This window comes from Sphingobacterium sp. 40-24, assembly GCF_001899705.1.
Lineage (GTDB): Bacteria > Bacteroidota > Bacteroidia > Sphingobacteriales > Sphingobacteriaceae > Sphingobacterium > Sphingobacterium multivorum.
In genome coordinates this window covers 1-20,139 of the sequence record NZ_MKWH01000026.1, presented here as the reverse complement: position 1 = coordinate 20,139, position 20,139 = coordinate 1, and the positions used below count along the sequence as shown (strand labels likewise).

The following is a 20,139-nucleotide window of genomic DNA, read 5'->3' as shown; positions in this document are numbered from 1 at the left end:
TAAATTGTTAATCCTTAACTTTTGGTAGCAATAATCAATTTATTGCCTTCAACTTCAAATTTTAGGTTACTGACATAGGATAACATCTCCAATACCTGTGACAATTTTACATCACGTTCGATACTTCCGGTATACTCTTTATCCAGCTGCACATCTCCTCGGAAGGTAACATCGAGATCATACCAGCGCGATAACTGATGTGCTATGTTCGTTATCGTTTCCTTTTTGAAATAAAATTCATTATTGTGCCAAGCAAGATCATGGGCTAGATCTGCCCGCCCTTTGACCAAATTATCCTTAAAAGAAGAAGCGAATTCACCTGGTAATAATTCGACAAACTGATTATTCTGCCGCACCTCGACCCTCCCTTCAGCTAAAGTTGTACGAATCTGATCGGAGTAGGCGTTAATATTAAAATGTGTTCCCAACACCTTGATTTCATTCCCTCTGGATTCTACAATAAATGGTTGCGCTGCATTAGGGGCAACTTCAAAATAGGCTTCTCCCTCCAAAAAAACTCTACGCTCCTTAGCTGAAAACTGCGCCGGAAATTTCAATTGAGATAACGCATTTACCCATACTTTAGTCCCATCCGCCAAAGTCATCTTATAGAAACTTGCTTTTGGAACAATCAAAGAGTTATATTGTAATGGGATCGCTTGATCTGTTTGCTTAACGATCAGTTCATTGCTGTTCCCAATCAGATTATTGTTTTTAGTCAGGGTTTTCGTAGAATCACCATTTAAAGAAACTTTGGTACCATCAGCTAGCACTAATACCGCACCACTTGTTGCAGGAGCAATATCTTGCTTTTTTGCAACTACTACACTTTTATCGCCCGAAAAGAATGAGGCAAAATCACCTTTCCATAATAGAAAACCTCCTAACAAAAATACAATAGATGCTGCAATGCTTAAGGGCCATTTCCAGAAAAATCTCCTACTGTTAGCTTCTTTATTTTTCAACCGGCCCCATGCTTGATTCGCATCTAATTGCCGAATAATAGCTAAATCTTCTGCTATATTTTCCGCATTTCGGAAGGATTCTAAAAGTTGTTTATTTTGTGAACTGGCCTTGAGCCATTCATCAAGTTGTACTTGTTCCTCAGCTGTCAATTGTCCAAAAAGGAATTTCTGTATTAAATCAGCGATATGTCTTGTGTTTTCTTTCATTAACTACCATAAAGAAACCTAAGACGAAGAAAAGGGTGACAAAAATTTAAATATTTTTTAACAAAAATATAATAAGGGGAATAAACTCGGGATTCAAACGCTTGAGCAACATTTTCATACCACGTTGCTTCTGTGTTTTTACGGTATTGATACTAATTTGTAGCTCGCGTGTAATTTCAAGATTGGATAACCCCTCGAGATAACCCAGCCGAAAAACTTGTTGACAGGCAAAAGGCATTTCCTCAATAATTTTATATATTTCCTGAATGACCTCACTGTGAATCATATTCAATTCAAGCGCCGTATTATCTTCTTCGGTAAAACCTACGACATTCCAATACTTTTGCCGCACTTTTTCATGACGGATATGATTATAACAGCCAAAACGGACAGAACTGTATAAGTAATTCTTAATAGCAATATCATTATCGCTGACTTGATCGGTATTTTTGAAATACGCAATAAAAGAGTCTTGTACCAGATCCTCCGCAACAGAAAGGTCACCAACAATCTTCCATGCAAAATGGCAAAGTCCATTATAGTGCGTCTTAAACAATACTTCTTCTTTCTGCATAGTTAGGTCGCTTCCACACTCAGCTTATATTATTGTATAGATGAGGTTATTTAGGATAAAAAACACATCCGAATACGAATGTTTAATAATTGTATCGTAAAAATGCTCTTTTTTTTTGTTAATCACAAATAATAATTTTAAACCAGCATGTATCGCTCTCTAAATTGCTAAACCAGTTTAGTTTTTTTTCAGACAAACAAAACAAAATCCCCTCTTTCATCCTTTACATAGCGGGAAAATGATCAAAAACTAGCATTTTTTCGCTTTTTTTTATTATATTGTAAACTTTCAAAAAACCTTCATCGCCATATAAGCATTGGCAACGATGAAATAGTGAAGGTTAAAAATTAAAACAAAGACTAAATGCTATTTACTGTTCTGTCAGGATTAATAACATCGAGCCTTATTGTTCCATTTGGTCGGTTCCTAAAAACCAGATGGGGTATTATTCTCGCATTCTTACCGGTACTTCTATTTCTATACTTTGCGCAATATATCGTACCTATTGGTCAAAGCTCCTATTTCGTGCAATCAACACCCTGGGTGCCCTCCTTAGGCATCAATCTGGATTTTAAATTAGATGGACTATCCCTACTTTTCGCCTTATTGATTACTGGGATCGGAGCGTGCATCTTTTTCTACGCGAATGCCTATCTCAAAGGTCATCGGTATATCGACCGGTTCTTTGGCTACCTCTGCCTTTTTATGTCGGCTATGCTGGGGCTAGTCCTGTCGGACAATATGCTGTTGCTCTTCATCTTTTGGGAACTAACCTCGATCAGCTCATTTTTTCTCATTGGATTTAACAATGACAAAAATGATTCGCGCAAAAGCGCATTAACTGCACTTTCCATTACTGGTTTGGGTGGTTTTTTTCTACTGGCAGGTTTTATTTTGCTGGGTAATATTGCGGGTACTTACCATATTACAGCACTCATCGACAAAGTATCCCTCATTCAGCAACATCCACTATTTCCCCTGGTCTTTGCCCTCATAACACTTGGAGCAATTACGAAATCAGCACAATTCCCTTTCCATTTTTGGTTACCCGGTGCCATGAAGGCGCCAACGCCAGTGTCGGCCTACTTACACTCGGCAACGATGGTTAAGGCAGGAATCTATCTTTTGGCCCGTTTTTCACCAATTCTTGGGGGCAACCCGATCTGGACGTATTCCCTCATGGCCATTGGTGGTTTCACGATGCTTTATGCTGCATTCCATTCGCTTTTTAGAACAGACCTCAAGGGAGTACTCGCCTATTCGACCATATCCGCCCTCGGTATTTTAGTATTCTTGTTGGGACTAGGCACCAAGGATGCCGTTATCGCAGCAAGTGTCTTTATACTCGTACATGCCTTGTATAAAGCTGCCTTATTCTTGATTACGGGGATTATAGACCATGAAACGGGAACGCGGGATCTTACCATCTTACGAGGGCTACGTAAGGTATTAATGCCTATCGCTATAGCAGGTTTCCTAGCGGCACTTTCCAGTGCCGGTATTCCACTTACATTTGGGTTTATTGGAAAGGATCTGATTTATGAGGCAACACTACATGCCACACCTGATTTATTTCTCTATTTGACCGTCGCTGCAGTAGCAACCAATATACTCCTGGTCTCTGCTGGATTTATGGCCGGCATCAAACCTTTTATGGGTAAGTTGCCCGAGCAATTTCATAAAATCCACCTACCCTATAAAGCCATGTGGATCCCGCCTTTACTTTTAGCCGTCCTCGGTGTTGCTTTTGGCTGTATCCCCGGACTTATCGGCGACTGGATTGCAGGGCCAACCGCGGTAAGCATACTTGCAAAACCGGAAACTTTTCAACTGAAAATCTGGCATGGCTTTAATTTAGTCCTGCTATTAAGCGCTATTACAATTGCCGCGGGTACCTTACTTTATTTCGCAAACAGACCCAGTGCTAAAAAATTGGCTTGGATTGCAAATTTCAATAAGATTTCGCCTGAATATATCATTCGATTATGTGCTCAGGAAATTGTTTTATTCTCTACTTTTTTCACCAACAAAATGCACAACGGCTATTTGCGTTCGTATCTGTTGAAAATTATCTTATTTGCCGAATTACTCATCGCTTACCAACTATACCTAGGCGGCCCACTCCATATCAAATGGGAAACCCTATCTCCGGTGAGTTTCTACGAAGTCACCACAGTCTGCATTTTGATCGGCGCCATTGTACTCACCATCCGCACCTCATCCCGTTTAACAGCTGTAGTAGCCACCAGTGTTGTAGGTTATGCTATATGTCTTATTTTCGTGTTTTACAGTGCTCCAGATCTAGCGATGACACAGTTTACCATCGATACACTCACGGTGGTACTCTTCGTATTGGTACTCTTTAAACTACCTTCTTTCCTGAACCTGGCCAACCGGCGCACCATCATTCGTGACGCCATTGTCGCTATCGTTTTTGGAATTTTGCTTTCCATGGTCGCACTTCGAGTTCTGCACGAACCAACAACCACAAATATCAGTGATTTCTATGGCGATTACGCCTATGTGCTTGCTAAAGGAAAAAATGTCGTCAATGTATTGCTTGTCGATTTCAGAGGTTTTGACACCATGTTTGAAATTGTGGTATTGAGTATCGCTGCACTGGGGGTATATAGCTTATTAAAATTACGTTTAAAGTCCTCTGACAAAGAATAATGATAGATAAAGGTGATTCACAAATGAGCGGACAACTCATTGCTAAATAATAACAAATGAACAGTACAATATTACAGACCGCTACGCGGTATTTATTACCAATACTTTTACTTTTCTCGGTGTTCCTTCTACTCCGGGGGCATTATTACCCAGGCGGAGGTTTCGTGGGCGGCCTGGTTGCTTCGATTGCTTTTGTCCTGCATAGTTTTGCCTTTGGCCCTCAAAATACCATGAAATTGATTCAATACAAACCCCTGTCACTCATCCCCATCGGACTGGGAATTTCGACCATCAGTATGTTCCTACCTGCATTTTTTGGTTATCCCGTCATGACCGGGCTTTGGCTGGAAGAGAAAATTCCCGTCATCGGGATGATAGGAACCGCCTTATTTTTTGACCTTGGTGTGTACTTTGTTGTCATTGGCGTTGTCCTGACGATTTTATTTACAATTGCTTTAACGACAGAAGAAGAAGAATAATGGAACTGATACTCGTACTCTTGATCGGCATCCTTTATGCTGCCGGAATATACCTCATCCTGCGTCGAAGCATGGTGAAATTGTTGCTGGGTATTATGTTACTGGGCAATGGTACCAATATATTGATCTTCTTATTGGGAAACATTATTAAGGGTAAACCACCCATCATAGGCCCCGATTTGAAGGTATTCACCGATATTTATGCGGACCCGATTCCGCAAGCCCTTATTTTAACGGCCATCGTGATCAGCTTTGGCCTGACCTCCTTTGCCATCGTTTTACTCAAGCGTGTATATGCATTGCTGGGTACCGATGATCTGGATGATTTGAACACGCCTGAGGAAGAAGATATATGATAGACAACCACATTATTGCCACGATTATCGTGCATTTATTTATTGCTATTGTCCAACTGATGTTGTGGCGCAAATCCACTGCACAACGTTTTCTGAGCGTTGGTGGAAGTTTGCTCGCACTTATTCTTGCCTTTAAACTATTCTTCAAGGTTTATGACGGTGGTATTTTGACCATGAATGCGGCCAATTGGAAAGCTCCTTTTGGGATTGTCTTTGTTGCCGACCTATTCAGCAGTACCCTTGTTCTCCTGACTTCAATAGCAGGTTTGGCGGTCTCCATCTTTTCCTGTGTCGGTGTGGGACGCCAGCGCATCCTCTATGGCTATTTCCCGATCTTCCACTTTTTGATGATGGGACTAAACGGCGCGTTTCTGACAGGTGACATCTTCAACCTGTACGTATGGTTTGAAGTCATTATTATTTCCTCTTTTGTACTGATGACCTTAGGGGGTAGAAAATCTCAATTGGAGGGAGCTGTAAAATATATGGCCATGAATATCCTGGCCTCCACATTTTTCCTAACCGGAATAGGCATACTTTATGGCATTTCAGGTTCCTTAAACATGGCCGACTTAGCCCTGCGTATCCCCAAAATACAAAATCAGGCATTAGTAGAAATTACAGCAACATTTTTCCTGATCGGTTTTGGCATTAAATCCGCCGTTTTTCCACTCTATTTCTGGTTACCCTCTTCTTACCATACGCCGCCTTCGGCCGTAGCAGCGACATTTGGGGGCTTATTGACCAAAGTTGGGATTTACGCCTTGTTCAGGGTCTTTTCCCTATTATTTATTCCCAATCATTTTACCAAAGAACTCCTTATCGTACTGGCTATATTGACTATTCTGACGGGCGCTTTTGGTGCATTGATCAAATCCAATATCCGGAGGTTATTTTCCTATTTGATCGTTTGCCATATTGGTTTTATGATTGGCGGTTTGGGCTTGTATAGCAAATGGGCCTTATTGGGGGCCGTATTCTATCTGATCCATGATATTATGGTCAAAACGAATTTATTCCTCATCGCCGGTGTTATACGACAACTCCGTGGTACCATGGATATGAATAAACTGGGCGGACTTTATGCGCAATACCCAAAGATCTCATTGCTTTTTGCCATTGTTCTTTTTTCACTGGTGGGCATCCCGCCGCTCTCGGGCTTTTGGCCTAAAATCTATCTATTCAAAGATGCCTTCCACTTAGAGAAGTATGCTTTCGCGGGAGCCCTGATCATTGGCAGTTTTATCACCTTGTTTGTCATCGCCAAAATGTGGGCACAGGTATTCTGGAAAGATGCCCCCGATCCGGAAATCATTGAGGATAAATTTGCGGGCATGATCGGCTATAAAAGAACAATGCTCATACTTCCTGTCGTTATTTTGGCATCAGCGTCCCTGTATATCGGACTCAACGCCGAATCAATTATCCATGTCGCAGATCAGATCGCTACACAATTATTGGACACATCACCTTACATAAACGCTGTATTAGGAGGGCAGAAATGATATGATTAAACAGTTTTTAATGAACCTCATGTTATCCTTTATCTGGGTCGCACTGACGGGATCGATGTACTATACCAACTTCTTATTCGGCTTTATGTTGGGATTTGGAATTCTCTGGTTGATGAACAGGAATGAGGTGGATCAACGCTACTTTTATCGGGTACCCAAAACATTGAGTTTTATTCTTTTTTTCCTGTGGGAAATGATTGTCGCCAATGTGCAGGTTGCCTACGACGTGATAACACCCAAGTTTTTTATCAAACCGGCGATTGTTAAATACCCCATGGATGCAAAAACCGATTTGGAAATAAACCTGCTTTCAACCTTTATTTCGTTGACACCCGGCACACTTATCCTCGACGTAAGTGAAGATAAAAAAACGCTCTTTATTCACGTCATGTACATGAAAAGCAAAGAACAGTTTGTTTCTACCCTTAAAAATAATGTTGAACGAAGACTTTTAGAACTCTTAAGATGACTTTAAATAGCTACTTTGATTATGTGATCCTTCCGATCCTGACTATTTCAGTCATACTGGCATTTATCCGGCTGTATAAAGGTCCCCAGATATTTGATCGTGTGATTGCTCTCGATCTCATTATCACCATCGGGATCGGCATTATTACCGTGTATAGTATACGAACGTCGCAGGAAGTGTTTTTAGACATTGCCATGATCTTGGCACTGATCGCATTTCTTGGCACGATCGCGTTTTCATTTTATTTAGAAAAACAAAGCAAAGATGATTGATATTACTTTAGCCATACTCAGTACCATCGGGGCATTGGCCATACTATTTGCGTCTATTGGCATCTTGCGGATGCCCGATTTTTATTTACGTCTTTCGGTTACGGTAAAAGCGGCAACGCTGGGTGTAGGACTTTTGCTCATCTGTGCAGCCATGACCTTTCCGGATGTATCCGTAACGACCAAGGCTATAGCCATTGGATTTTTTCTGATCCTAACAGCCCCGGTTGCCGCACACATGATTGGCAGAGCAGCTTATATACAGCGTGTGAAAACATGGAAGGGTACCACCTTAAATGATCTCGAAAAGGAAGGTAAATTAGATTGTCGAAAGGAAGATTTTTAAGAAAAGCCTATACAGTTATTCCTAAAAATCTTCTTCTTATTAGAACGTCCTTTCTGGATTAAAATATAATACAAACAGGAGCTGGTACAGCGATTTCTTTTCCAGTATCTGTCAACAAACCCGTTTTGGCATCCCGGCTAAACAAAACAATGTTATTGGTATATTGATTTGCGACCAAAAGATATTTCCCGTCCGGAGAAAGGTTGAAATTGCGTGGTCCTTTGCCTTTCACTGAAAGATTAGAAATTTTCTTCAATTCGCCGTCCTTCTCTACCGAAAAAGTAGCTATTGTATTGGCATCGCCGCGGTTGGTCGCATACAGAAATTTTCCATCAGCGGAGATCTTAATATCAGCTCCACCGTTACTTCCTTTAAAACCTTCGGGGTTGATATCAAAAGTACTTTGATACATCCATGCATCTCCATCTTTCTTATACGATGCAATTTGACCGGTCATTTCCAGGACGACATATAGGAATTTCTCTTTCTTATCAAACACGATATGACGTGGTCCTCCTCCAGCTGGAGTAAAGACATCTTCCGATTCATCAGCAAGACTATAGACATTTCCCGCTTTATTCAACGGATAAATAGAAATCTCATCCAAACCAAGATCTTGGACGTACAACTTATCCCCTTTATTGGAGAAAAAAGTAGAATGTACATGTGGCTTTTCTTGGCGTACGGGATCCACCCCCTTACCCTCGTGTTGTATTAAACGCGCTCTTTTGCTTAACACACCATTACTTTCTAAATCAAACAAAGCTGCAGAGCCGCCTGTATAATTTGCCACAGCGAGCAAGCTACCCTTCGGATGTACTTCAACAAAACAAGGCGACTCCCCTCCAGAAGGAAGTGAGTTTAGAAAAGTTAAATGACCGTCCTTAAAAGAATAGGCAGAAACAGTCCCCTCTTGATTTGGAACCTCATTAACGACATAAATAAAGTTATTATTTCGCGCCAAAAAGGATGGATCTTTACTTTCTTGTGTGCTCGACAAGGTTGTTTCACCAGTTTTAACATCAAAATTATAAATATAGATGCCCTTGCTCGCGGTTTTACTCGTATATGTTCCCACAAACATGGGAATCTGTTGCGCAAAACTAGCCAGAGGTAAAATTGTCATCAAATAAACAAATGCTTTTTTCATTGAAATTATTTTATAAATGTAGCTACTCATTTGTTGAATGAGCCGTTACATCAAGTTTGTTTCTAAATTATACGAGATCCCACTCAAATTTCCCCATTAATTCCGCAGTGTGAGGATCTAAAATCACGCCATTTTACGGGCGTAAATATCGTCAATAGACTTGTTAAATTTGGTTAAAACCGTCCTTTCTAATAGGCAAATGCGTATTTTAGCACATCAATTTTAACAATTCTAAAATCACCCATTTAAAATATTGGGAATACAAAAATATTGTTAAATAAAAGTACGAATAATTCATATAATCTGATAATTTTGTGCTGTTGTTCAAAAAAGTATATATTGAACACAAATACTACGCATACCGCCGAAGGCAACGCGAATGCTTGTGACAAAAAATAAATGATGAACAAATAACCGAGTGAAACGAGTTCATTTATATAAATGAAGATCACTCATAAATATCATAAATAATTTATACGGATGAAAAAAAACATTTATATATTGTTTTTATTGCTGTTTGCATCAATTCAGGCCAGTCTTGCGCAACGTCAAGTTATTGATCGCGTTGTAGCAACGGTTGGATCGGGCATTATCTTACAGTCCGACGTGGATATGCAATATTCTCAATGGTTGGCGCAAGGGAATAAACCAGATGAAAACTATAAAGATGGTATATTGGAACAGTTAATTGTCCAAAAATTATTATCACAACAAGCCGTAATTGACTCCATCGATGTAACCGAGACCGAAGTGGATGACAACCTCAATGCGCGTCTGCGCCACATGTCACAACAGGCAGGAGGGCAAGAACGCCTTGAAAAATTCCTCAACCGTTCCTTATTACAATACAAAGAAGAGATGCGTCCTAGTGTTTTCGAGCAATTAAAAGCACAGAAAATGAGACAAAACATCGTTTCCAAAATAGATGTAACTCCATTGGAAGTAAAGCGTTATTTTGAGGGCTTGAATAAAGACAGTCTCCCTTACTTCAATACCGAGGTAGAAATCGGTGAAATTGTCATGATGCCCAAATTGACCGATGCAGAGAAAAAGGAACAGCGCGAGAAGATTGAAGGTATCCGCAAACAGATTGTAGATGGCTCCGACTTTGGTACAATGGCTCGTATATACTCTCAAGATCCCGGATCTGCCCCCTATGGCGGTGATTTAGGCTTTGGTACACGTGATAATTATGTCAAAGAATTCTCTGCCATGGCTTTTAAATTAAAACCGGGAGAAATATCACCTATTGTCGAATCCAAATATGGCTTTCATATTATTCAGGTGCTGGAAAGACGTGGCGAAGAGGTACACACACGCCATATCCTGATGAAGATCAATCCTGGCCCTGCAGCATTAGAACGGACAAAAAATAAATTGGACAGTATCTATAAATTGGTCGTTGACAAAAAAATGGATTTCTATCATGCCGCTACAAATTATTCTGATGCGGAGGAGAGTAAATTCAATGGTGGTATGATCCTAAATCAAGAGGGTTCAAGCCGCACAACCGTAATTCCTATGGATGGCTTGGAGAAATCAGTATTTACAGCAATCGATCCGCTAAAACCGGGAGAATACTCCAAACCAGAGCAATTTACAGACAAAATGGGCGATGTTGGTTACCGTTTCAATTACCTGAAAACACGCATACCACCGCACAAAGCGAACTTGGACGAGGATTTCACAAAGATCAAAGAAGCCGCCGTTCAGGATAAAACCAATCGTAATCTGAGCAAATGGTTCGATGATAAATTGAAGACCACCTACATCAATATCAGTGATGATTTCGGTCAGAGTGAAGGATTGAAAAAATGGAAAAAACAATAAGTGTACAATACACTTATCCTATAAAAAAAGGGCTTGAATAGTATATATTCAAGCCCTTTTTTTATGTTGCAATCGTCCTATTATTTCTCAAACATCATCTCGATCAGAATATTCCAGTTCGCTTTCTTCACATCATCCTTCGCTAATTCACTCAATTGCCAGATACGAATATAATTATACTTCACCACCTTATCCTTTTGTCGCACCGTTGCAGTTCCCTTGGTATAGGCAAAATCGCCACTATATGAACGTTTTACTTCTTCGGGGACTGTCTCTATCGTCATGCGTTGTTTTTTGAGATAGGCCATCATTTTAGCCTTTCCTTCCATCGGATTGGTCCAAGGGAACAAAAACCGGACATCCTCACTTAAAAACTCCTTATATGCGGTTGGATTGTCGGCTTTCAAAACGGTTGACATCAATTTGTCTGTCTCCAGGACAATATCTTCACGCTGGTTTAAGCGTACTTTAGAACGATGCTTCAGATACCACGAGTCGGTAGGTTCGATATATTCAAGATCAAACTCCCCGTCGTTCCCGTTGTTTTCAACTTCGGCACGAATATCGACCAGCCACTTACCTTTTTTGTTGCGTTTCCAGACAGTCAAGTATTCTCCATGACGCAATCTTGCGCCTACTTTCTGAAAGTCCATAGACCCCGAAGTCACACCAAACTCCTGACTTTTAGCAATCAACGCAAAGGTAGGCTGCCAATTTAAAACATCGGGAATATTTGGTCTATTATTCAGATAGTTATAGGCATTTACTGCCGATGGGACATAAAACGTAGATTCCTTATCAATGATCGAAAGAAACGCCTGGTGTGGCGTAGACGCTTTCGCCAAGGCAGCAGCATCCTTATCGGCCTGCAATAGGCTTCCAACTTTCTCAGGTATCTGCGCATTGATGAGTGTTGTACCAGCAACACTCATCAATGCGACGACGGATAGCCTATTCCAAAAATTCATATGCAAAATGATCTTTCTTTTAAAGGTGATATGGAATATCCATTGGTTTCCACAGATAACGTGTTTTCCCAATAAGAATATTCCATTGCATTCCTCTTGTATAAATTCGATTTCTTATCTATCAAATCTTATTCCAAAGTGTTCCTTCCTTACTATCTTTCAATTGAATTCCAATAGAATTAAGCTCATCACGAATACGATCTGAGGTGACGAAGTCTTTATTTGCTTTTGCTTCATTACGTAGCTTGATGACCAGATTCATGAGGTCATCGATATCATCGGATGCTGAAGTCTGATCGTTTCGAAGGCCTAGAATATCCTCTACAAATTCTTTCATGAATAGTTTAAGGCCCTCCAATCCTTCTGCCGTTACTTTCGCTTTACCATCATAAATCGAGTTGATGATACGTACAATTTCAAATAATTCAGCAATGAGTACAGGGCTATTAAAGTCGTCATCCATAGCCGCGTAACATTTACGGCGAATTTCAGCCAAATTGAATGAATCAGCACCTTTCGACACCTTCAATTTGTCTAATAGACTGATTGCAGTCATCAGCCTTTTATACCCCTTGTCGGCCGCATCCAGCGCCTCATTGGAGAAATCCAACGTACTTCTATAATGGGCCTGTAACATAAAGAAACGTACAGCCATCGGCGAATAGCCTCTATTCAATAAGGGATGATTTCCAGTAAATAGCTCTCCCGGCAAAAATCCATTCCCTGCAGATTTGGACATACGCGCACCGTTGACAGTCAACATATTCGTGTGCATCCAATATTTGGCAGGGCTCGTATGGTTACATGCTTCGGACTGTGCAATTTCATTGGTATGATGGGTTGCTGCCAAATCCATTCCACCGCCATGAATATCAAATTGATCACCTAGGTACTTTCTGCTCATGGCCGAACATTCGATATGCCAACCCGGAAAGCCAACACTCCAAGGTGCGGGCCAACGCATAATCGTTTCAGGCTTTGCTTTGATCCACAAGGCAAAGTCCAAACGCCCCTTTTTCTCATCCTGACCACTCAATTCACGGGTATTATTGAGCATATCCTCCAATTTACGATTGGTCAATATCGTATAATCGTATGTTTCAACGTATTTTTCAACATCAAAATAGACTGTACCATTCCGCTCATAGGCATAACCATTCTCGATAATCTGTTCGATCATTTCGATCTGCTCGGAGATATGTCCTGTCGCAGTAGGCTCAATACTCGGTGGCAACGTATTGAAAAGACGCAATACGTCATGAAAACCTATCGTATACTTTTGAACGATTTCCATCGGCTCCAATTGTTCCAATTTTGCTTTTTTTGCAAATTTGTCATCCCCTTCATCACGATCGCCTTCCAAATGCCCCGCATCTGTAATATTGCGCACATAACGCACTTTATAACCAAGATGACGCAAGTATCTAAAAATCAAATCAAAAGATACAAACGTCCGACAGTTACCCAAATGCACATCACTGTATACGGTGGGTCCACATACGTACATACCAACGAGGTTGGGATGAATAGGTTCGAATTTTTCTTTTGTTCGCGAAAGCGTATTGTATAAATAGAGATTATGGTCCATGTTTAATCGCTGCTTGGAAATCTATTTTTGTCTGAAATATATTTGAATTGGCACACCTGTAAAGTCAAAGTGCTCACGCAATTTGTTTTCAATAAAACGTTTGTATGGATCTTTGATGTATTGTGGCAGATTACAGAAGAATGCAAACATCGGTGTCCGTCCAGGCAACTGTGTTGCATATTTAATTTTGATATATTTACCTTTTAAGGATGGGGGTGGATAATTCTCGATAATATCCAACATCACTTCATTCAACTTGGAAGTAGGGATCTTTTTGGTCTTGTTGGCGTATACCTTATCCGCAACTTCCAACACCTTAAGAACACGTTGTTTTTCGGTTACGGAAGTAAAGATAATAGGCACATCTGTAAATGGTGCTATTTTCTCTTTGATACGATCTTCGAAAGCCTTCATTGTCTTATTGTCTTTTTCGATCAAATCCCACTTATTGACAACAATGACAATACCTTTGCGGTTCTTCTCCGCCAAGTTGAAAATATTAACGTCCTGCGCTTCTAATCCATCCTGTGCGTCAAGCATTAAAATTGTCACATCAGAATCTTCCAAAGCTTTGATGGTACGCATCACTGAATAAAACTCAATATCTTCATTTACTTTGGACTTACGACGAAGACCAGCAGTATCGATCAATAAAAAGTTATGTCCATATTGATTGTAATGTATACGGATTGAATCACGTGTTGTCCCGGCCATTGGCGTTACAATATTGCGATCTTTGCCGATCAAGGCATTTGTCAAGGAGGATTTACCCACATTCGGGCGCCCCACGATGGTATATTTCGGTAAAGATTCTTCTTCTTCCTCTTCCACTTCAAAATGAGAAACAACAGCATCCAACAATTCACCTGTACCGGATCCTGTAGCCGACGAGATATTAAAAACCTCACCTAAACCAAAAGCATAAAACTCTGCCGATTCATGGTGCAATTTAGCGTGATCGACTTTATTAGCCACGACATACACGGGCTTAGAACTTCTTCTCAGAATATCAGCGATTTCGTCATCCAAGTCGGTAATGCCAGTGGTGACATCCACCATGAATATAACGACCGAAGCTTCTTCAATAGCGATATAGACCTGATCACGAATAGCCTCTTCAAAGACATCATCCGAACCATGTACAAAACCACCTGTATCAATTACTGTAAATTTCTTTCCGATCCACTCGGCTGTTTCATAATGACGGTCGCGCGTCACCCCGCTAAAGTCATCAACAATCGCTTTTCTACTTTCTGTAAGACGATTGAATAAGGTAGATTTACCAACATTTGGACGACCAACAATTGCAACAATATTTGCCATATTTATTTTATTTGATCCACCCACTATCACAGCAGGTGGCACTTTTATGCTAAAAATATACTTAAGGGAACAAAGATACGGATTCGAAAGGGATTATCGCGACACAAAAACAAAAATGGCTTTACCGTGAAGTAAAGCCATTTATAGGGTTTAAATTATCAATATTCGCCTAATTAGACGTTGGATTCTGAGTCAATTTCCCTGGATATGAATTGATCGCATCCTGTGGAATAAAATAAGTCACTCTAAAATCTGTCGGCACAATATCCTCAAATTGTTTTTGTGGCCCAGGATAAGTTCTATTTAACGGCAAGCCATTACGAAACACATCATAACTGCGTTCAGCCTGGTAAGCCAATTCCAACTGACGCTCTTTGTCGATCAGTTTACTTGCATTGGTAGCATCAATTGAAGTATATCCCCCATTGACAATAGAACGATTTCTGATGGTATTTAAATCATTTAGCGCAGCACCATAATTACCTAATTTTGCATTAGCCTCTGCGCGATTTAAATAAATTTCACCCAAGCGGCTGATTACAGGTGAGTGCAATTGCGACTCCTCGCCTTCACGTGAGCATTTCACAATATAGAATTGTGGATAAGCACGGTTTAAGGAAATATAGTAATCGATCATACCGGAGTAGGTATTGCCATCTTCATAAGTAATTGAATAGGTCTGTTGATTAGCATTAATTGCCGTCAATGTATATTCTTTAACAACCTCATTATCACCTATCTTTTTGACTTCTCGTGCAACAACAGTATTTCCGTTAATTACAACTGGAATTTGCAGATAGCTCATTGTTTTAGGATCACCGGCTTTCGCAGGTATATCTTGTTTGATAAATCGAAACACAGTTGAGTATTTGCCGGCCTTATCTTTGGAATAAGTAGGTTCAATAAAGGCCGCACGTGCATCGACAATCGTATAATGATCAGGTCTCCAGTCATTGCGACCTGTTTCATTTAATAAATCAATGTACTTGGCACTGGAATACATCTCGCCCCAGCCCATACCACCGATATTGGAGTACATACCACCAATACCATAATAGTGATCATCACCTGAAAATTCAGAAGCGACACGTTTCACCGCAAAGATCGTCTCTTTGTTATCTTCTGGTCTAAAGGTATTGTATTTCATGAATTGCTCACGAGCCAATAGAACATATTTACCTGAATTAATCACCTTGTCTGCGTATTCTACAGAAAGACGTGCATATTCTGCATTTGGATTTTTATACGTGCCGCTCATATACAGGTATATACGGGAAAGCATTGCTTGTGCCGCCCCCTTTGAAGCATACACTGCCCCTTTATCGATCTTCAATAAAGCTTCTGCTTTCTTCAGATCACTGATTGCTTGCGCATAGGTATCTTTTACAGACGCACGGTCTGGCAAGTTCAAATCATTGAATACATCTTCAGGTGTACCGTTGACAATTGGAACACCCAAGTTTGTCTCGGGACTTTGGTAATAAGGCTTCCCGAACGCACGGCAAAGGTAAAAATACATCATTCCACGGATGTAATAACATTCACCCAATTTATTATCCATCTCTTCACTTTGACCTTCGGCAAACATCTTAATGACGTTCGAAGATTGCGCGATAGCTTTATAACCGCTATCCCAGAAGTTCTGCAAACGGTAATTATTAGGTGTTCTCGCATAGGAGATAAATTCGTAAAATGCGTCTGTCGATGACCCGCGGATCATCATATTATCACCAGCGTATTCACCAAGACGGTGCATTGGGTCGGACCAAGCTTTTAACTGCGCATAAGTACCTGTTACCATGGCATCAGGATTACTCACAATATTCTCTTCGTCCATCGAAGTATAAGGAAGACGATCGATATCGCAGGAGGATACTGCCGATGCGATCAAAAGTCCGATTAATATCTTTTTCATTATTGATTTTCTAAACGTTAAAATTAAAATGTCACACTTGCGCCGAACATGTATTTACGAACCATTGGATATACAGAGACGCCTGTAGATCTGATCATTTGACCCCCCCCGCCTTTACCATCTGGTTCAGTCAATGGAAGCTCCGGATCAACACCCGAGTAGTTTGTAATCGTAAACAAATTCTCTCCAGCTAAGAATACACGTAAATTTTTGATGTTATACTTTTTCAGATCGAAGTTGTAACCCAAAGTCAAGGATCTCATTTTTAAGAAATTGTTACTTTCCAAGAAGCGTGTTGACGGTGAATTACCTTTATCTTGGTTATCGTATCTTGCTATCGGATGAGTAGCAACATCACCGGGTTTTTCCCAGCGGCTCCAACCATCCTGTAACTTCATCTGATTACGATCGGTATAAGTTCCATCCGAGTCAAATTCTTGGCGCGAATAATTATACAACTTACCGCCCAAAGAGAACCCGAACACGGCATTTAGATCAAACTGCTTATAACTTAAGGCTGTACTGAAACCGCCAAAGAGATCTGCATTTCCTTTTCCTGCATTACGGAAAGTTGCATTGGAATAGTTCGACGTTGTAGTCCTCGTTTCATTGCCATTGGCATCTGTCTCGTATCTGTACCACATCGGCAAACCATTATCAACATTGACACCAGCCCATTCTTTTAGATAATAGGTATCTACCGGATAACCAGGTTGAAGCAAACGTTGCGCCGATCCAGCTATCCCTGATCCGTCCCCTGCGATAATTGGTTTCGAAACAAGATTACCATTGGCATCTTTTGTCGCAAATAGCTCCGTCAATTTATTCACATTGTGACTTAAATTAACATCCAAACTCCAATGTACATTATCATTGCGAACGATATCGCCACCGATGGTCAATTCAATACCCCGGTTTTGCATCTTACCAATATTTTTCCAGATAGAAGTGACACCTGTCAGACCACTGATCGGCACTTGATAAAGCACATTATCAGTCTTCTTATCGTAATAATCAACATTAAGTCTTAGCCTATTCTTAAATAAGGCTGCATCCACACCAAATCCTGTTGTGTATGTTTTTTCCCAAGTCAGATCTTTATTACCGATTTGGCTAATTAATGCCCCTGGTATTCCATTATAGCTTGATGATGCCGATACCGAATAAAGGCTATATTGTGGATATAATGAGCTCGGTCTATTACCTACTGATCCGTAAGCCGCCCGCAGTTTTAAGTTATCTACCCAATCAGCCTTGAACCACTCTTCTTTATTGATATTCCAACCACCGCTGATTGAAAAGAAATTTCCGTATTTCGCATTGGTACCAAAATTGGATGCCCCATCTCGACGAAACGACACCTGTGCCAGATATTTATTATCGTATGCATAGTTTGCATTCGACAAGAATGACTGTACTGCCCATTCGGAAATTCCACCTTTCGTACGTTCTGGTTTTGCAACAACATCCAATACCTCGAAACCATTGACAATACCCGTTCCGTAAGCATCTAAGGTTTTGGTCCAGTAGTCGTTAAATTCGTATGCAGCCAATCCATTCAGGCTATGTTTATCCCAAGTCTTGTTGAAACGCAAGATTTGGTTGGTATAACGACGTGCAAACTCCATGCGGTAATCCGTCACACGACCAATTACACTTTCACCGCTGTTTGATCGCGGATCTTGATAACCACTGTCAGAATACGTATTGTAGCGATAATTGTTGACAGAAGAGAAGGTCAACCAATCCGTTAATTTGACATCGAAATCTAAGTTACCCATAAATTCATAATTGGTATTGGCACTATGATTCCATTGCAAGTCATACAAGTAATTCGTGCTTGCATTATTGACCCAGCCACTATAACGGTGTGGCACTAAATTTCCATTTGCATCGTATGGACTATCCCAAGGTAGGTTTCCATACATGGCATTGACATCATATTGACGATCATCTACCGCACGTCTCGAACCGGCAATAGATGGCTTGATGGTCAACCAGTCAAAAGGCTTATAGTTGGTACGTAATCTAAAGTTATAACGATCGTAATCATACCCTTTTACAGCACCGGCTTCGTTGTAGTACCCTAAAGACAAATAAGACTGTAGTTTATCATTTCCTCCCTGAATGGATAAATTGTGGTTTTGGACAAATCCGGTCTTCGTTGCCAGCTTCCACCAATCAAAATTGCTATTGCGCAAGTCCGAATTCCAACGTGGGAATTTGATATCAGCGGGATTCGAAAATGAAGCAAAGTAGTCATAAAGTTCAGCCCCGTCCATCATTTCCATGTGTCCATTGGAAAGTTGGTTGATACCCATTTTTGTAGAAAAACTAATGCTTGTTTTGGAAGCCGAAGGATTTTTTGTTGTAACGACAACAACACCATTTGCACCCTGAGAACCATAAATAGATGTTGAGGCAGCGTCTTTTAGGATAGTCAATGATTCAATGTCATCTGGATTGATATCACCTGGGCTTGAGCCAACGATAACACCATCAATAACCCACAACGGACTCGTCGTACCGCTTAGGGTTGCCTGACCACGAATCACAACACCACCATTTGACCCCGGTTTACCAGCCCCTGGTGCAACATATACACCGGCAGCCTTACCATTCAGCATATTCTCAACCGACGGCGTAGTGACATCACGTAATTTGTTTCCCTTAACAGCCTGAAGGGCACCAGTTAAACTTTCTTTTTTCTGTTGTGTTCCATACCCAACGACAACAACTTCCTGAAGTGCTTCACTATTAGACTCCAGATTGATGTTAACAACCGGTCCTGTCACCGTCACTTCCTGTGTTTTATAACCAACACTTGTAACGACCAGTACATCACCATTTTTAGCATCTATGGTAAACCGTCCATCTACTCCTGCCGATGTCGATTTAGCGCTCCCCTTAACACTAATGGTTGCACCAGCCAATGGGCCGTCTGTTGACTGCACTTTTCCATTCACTTTTTGTTGATAAACCGCGTCATTCAACAAAATATTGTTGTTTGGAAACGTAAGACCATTAGCATTAGCCGAGTTGTGTGTACTTGTAATGAGTAAAGCTAATGATAACAGACTCAACTTGTGATTGTCGAGAATCTTTGAAATCATAATATTTAATAGTTAGTTTAAAAATTGATTAGCGTGCTAATCAAAATTTAGGTACATGAATGCTAAAACTAAAGGATGATGACAGTATATCAAAATTTAGCAGCAACGAAATCGATTGCGCCAATTAAACAAACGATTGCATAAACACACATTTTACAGTACAATCCACTATCAAAAAATTAGAGCGATTAACTAACAGCAAAAGACAGTTTTTTAACAACCTCAGGACAGTCGACAATGAGAAATTTAGACGAGCAGGAAAAAGATAATCCTGAAAGACAGGTGGTATTATAGCGTGATTTAGGACACAAAAAAAAGCCAAGATATTTACCTCGGCTTTTTTCTTTTAGTAGCGGGGACCAGACTCGAACTAGTGACCTTCGGGTTATGAGCCCGACGA

General features: G+C 40.5%; 16 protein-coding genes. 8 read left to right on the top strand and 8 right to left on the bottom strand.

Annotation, left to right across the window (positions count from 1 at the left end; all coding sequences use genetic code 11):
- Nucleotides 1–14 precede the first annotated feature (14 nt).
- Both BGP15_RS10295 and BGP15_RS10290 read right to left on the bottom strand, forming a co-directional pair.
- A complete protein-coding gene (locus BGP15_RS10295) occupies nucleotides 15–1,172 on the bottom strand; it encodes a FecR family protein (RefSeq protein ID WP_115046559.1) in 1,158 nt (385 codons plus the stop codon).
- Nucleotides 1,173–1,218: 46 nt separating this feature from the next.
- Nucleotides 1,219–1,746: an RNA polymerase sigma-70 factor gene (locus BGP15_RS10290; protein ID WP_115046558.1), complete on the bottom strand. Its 528-nt coding sequence runs from the start codon at nucleotides 1,744–1,746 to the stop codon at nucleotides 1,219–1,221.
- A gap of 363 nt (nucleotides 1,747–2,109) precedes the next feature.
- Between BGP15_RS10290 and BGP15_RS10285 the strand changes: the two genes are divergently transcribed.
- Genes BGP15_RS10285 through mnhG form a run of 7 tightly spaced genes read left to right on the top strand, consistent with a single transcriptional unit; the run spans nucleotide 2,110 to nucleotide 7,852 of the window.
- A complete protein-coding gene (locus BGP15_RS10285) occupies nucleotides 2,110–4,419 on the top strand; it encodes a putative monovalent cation/H+ antiporter subunit A (RefSeq protein WP_286769448.1) in 2,310 nt (769 codons plus the stop codon).
- 56 nt (nucleotides 4,420–4,475) lie between these two features.
- A complete protein-coding gene (locus BGP15_RS10280) occupies nucleotides 4,476–4,898 on the top strand; it encodes a Na+/H+ antiporter subunit B (RefSeq protein WP_286769447.1) in 423 nt (140 codons plus the stop codon).
- Nucleotides 4,898–5,254: a Na+/H+ antiporter subunit C gene (locus tag BGP15_RS10275; protein WP_046671609.1), complete on the top strand. Its 357-nt coding sequence runs from the start codon at nucleotides 4,898–4,900 to the stop codon at nucleotides 5,252–5,254. Before BGP15_RS10280 ends, BGP15_RS10275 begins: the two co-directional genes overlap by 1 nt.
- Nucleotides 5,251–6,759, top strand: coding sequence for a proton-conducting transporter transmembrane domain-containing protein (locus BGP15_RS10270; protein ID WP_112374930.1), 1,509 nt, complete (start codon nucleotides 5,251–5,253; stop codon nucleotides 6,757–6,759). The genes BGP15_RS10275 and BGP15_RS10270 overlap by 4 nt, the downstream gene beginning before the upstream one ends.
- A gap of 19 nt (nucleotides 6,760–6,778) precedes the next feature.
- On the top strand, nucleotides 6,779–7,237 hold the full coding sequence (locus BGP15_RS10265) for a Na+/H+ antiporter subunit E (RefSeq protein ID WP_227550155.1): 459 nt from the start codon (nucleotides 6,779–6,781) through the stop codon (nucleotides 7,235–7,237).
- Nucleotides 7,234–7,509 carry a monovalent cation/H+ antiporter complex subunit F gene (locus BGP15_RS10260; protein WP_046671612.1) on the top strand — a complete coding sequence of 92 codons (276 nt, stop codon included), beginning with the start codon at nucleotides 7,234–7,236 and terminating at the stop codon, nucleotides 7,507–7,509. Before BGP15_RS10265 ends, BGP15_RS10260 begins: the two co-directional genes overlap by 4 nt.
- Nucleotides 7,502–7,852, top strand: coding sequence for a monovalent cation/H(+) antiporter subunit G (gene mnhG / locus BGP15_RS10255; protein WP_046671613.1), 351 nt, complete (start codon nucleotides 7,502–7,504; stop codon nucleotides 7,850–7,852). The genes BGP15_RS10260 and mnhG overlap by 8 nt, the downstream gene beginning before the upstream one ends.
- A 58-nt stretch (nucleotides 7,853–7,910) precedes the next feature.
- On the opposite strand, the gene BGP15_RS10250 is transcribed toward mnhG, so the two are convergent.
- On the bottom strand, nucleotides 7,911–9,002 hold the full coding sequence (locus tag BGP15_RS10250) for a lactonase family protein (protein WP_286769446.1): 1,092 nt from the start codon (nucleotides 9,000–9,002) through the stop codon (nucleotides 7,911–7,913).
- Nucleotides 9,003–9,482: 480 nt separating this feature from the next.
- Between BGP15_RS10250 and BGP15_RS10245 the strand changes: the two genes are divergently transcribed.
- Entirely contained in the window at nucleotides 9,483–10,832 is a 1,350-nt protein-coding gene (locus tag BGP15_RS10245) for a peptidylprolyl isomerase (protein WP_112374932.1), read from the top strand.
- Between the two features lie 80 nt (nucleotides 10,833–10,912).
- Here the strand turns inward: BGP15_RS10245 and BGP15_RS10240 are convergent, their stop codons facing one another.
- The 5 genes from BGP15_RS10240 to BGP15_RS10220 form a co-directional block, all read right to left on the bottom strand.
- Nucleotides 10,913–11,800: a DUF4440 domain-containing protein gene (locus tag BGP15_RS10240; protein WP_286769445.1), complete on the bottom strand. Its 888-nt coding sequence runs from the start codon at nucleotides 11,798–11,800 to the stop codon at nucleotides 10,913–10,915.
- Between the two features lie 121 nt (nucleotides 11,801–11,921).
- Entirely contained in the window at nucleotides 11,922–13,388 is a 1,467-nt protein-coding gene (gene cysS, locus BGP15_RS10235) for a cysteine--tRNA ligase (protein WP_286769444.1), read from the bottom strand.
- A gap of 21 nt (nucleotides 13,389–13,409) precedes the next feature.
- Nucleotides 13,410–14,711: a ribosome biogenesis GTPase Der gene (der, locus tag BGP15_RS10230; RefSeq protein ID WP_112375434.1), complete on the bottom strand. Its 1,302-nt coding sequence runs from the start codon at nucleotides 14,709–14,711 to the stop codon at nucleotides 13,410–13,412.
- A 169-nt stretch (nucleotides 14,712–14,880) separates the two neighbouring features.
- Complete coding sequence (locus tag BGP15_RS10225) at nucleotides 14,881–16,626, bottom strand: RagB/SusD family nutrient uptake outer membrane protein (protein WP_115046555.1); 1,746 nt, start codon at nucleotides 16,624–16,626, stop codon at nucleotides 14,881–14,883.
- 23 nt (nucleotides 16,627–16,649) lie between these two features.
- On the bottom strand, nucleotides 16,650–19,739 hold the full coding sequence (locus BGP15_RS10220; RefSeq protein WP_286769443.1) for a SusC/RagA family TonB-linked outer membrane protein: 3,090 nt from the start codon (nucleotides 19,737–19,739) through the stop codon (nucleotides 16,650–16,652).
- Between the last annotated feature and the right edge of the window lie 400 nt (nucleotides 19,740–20,139).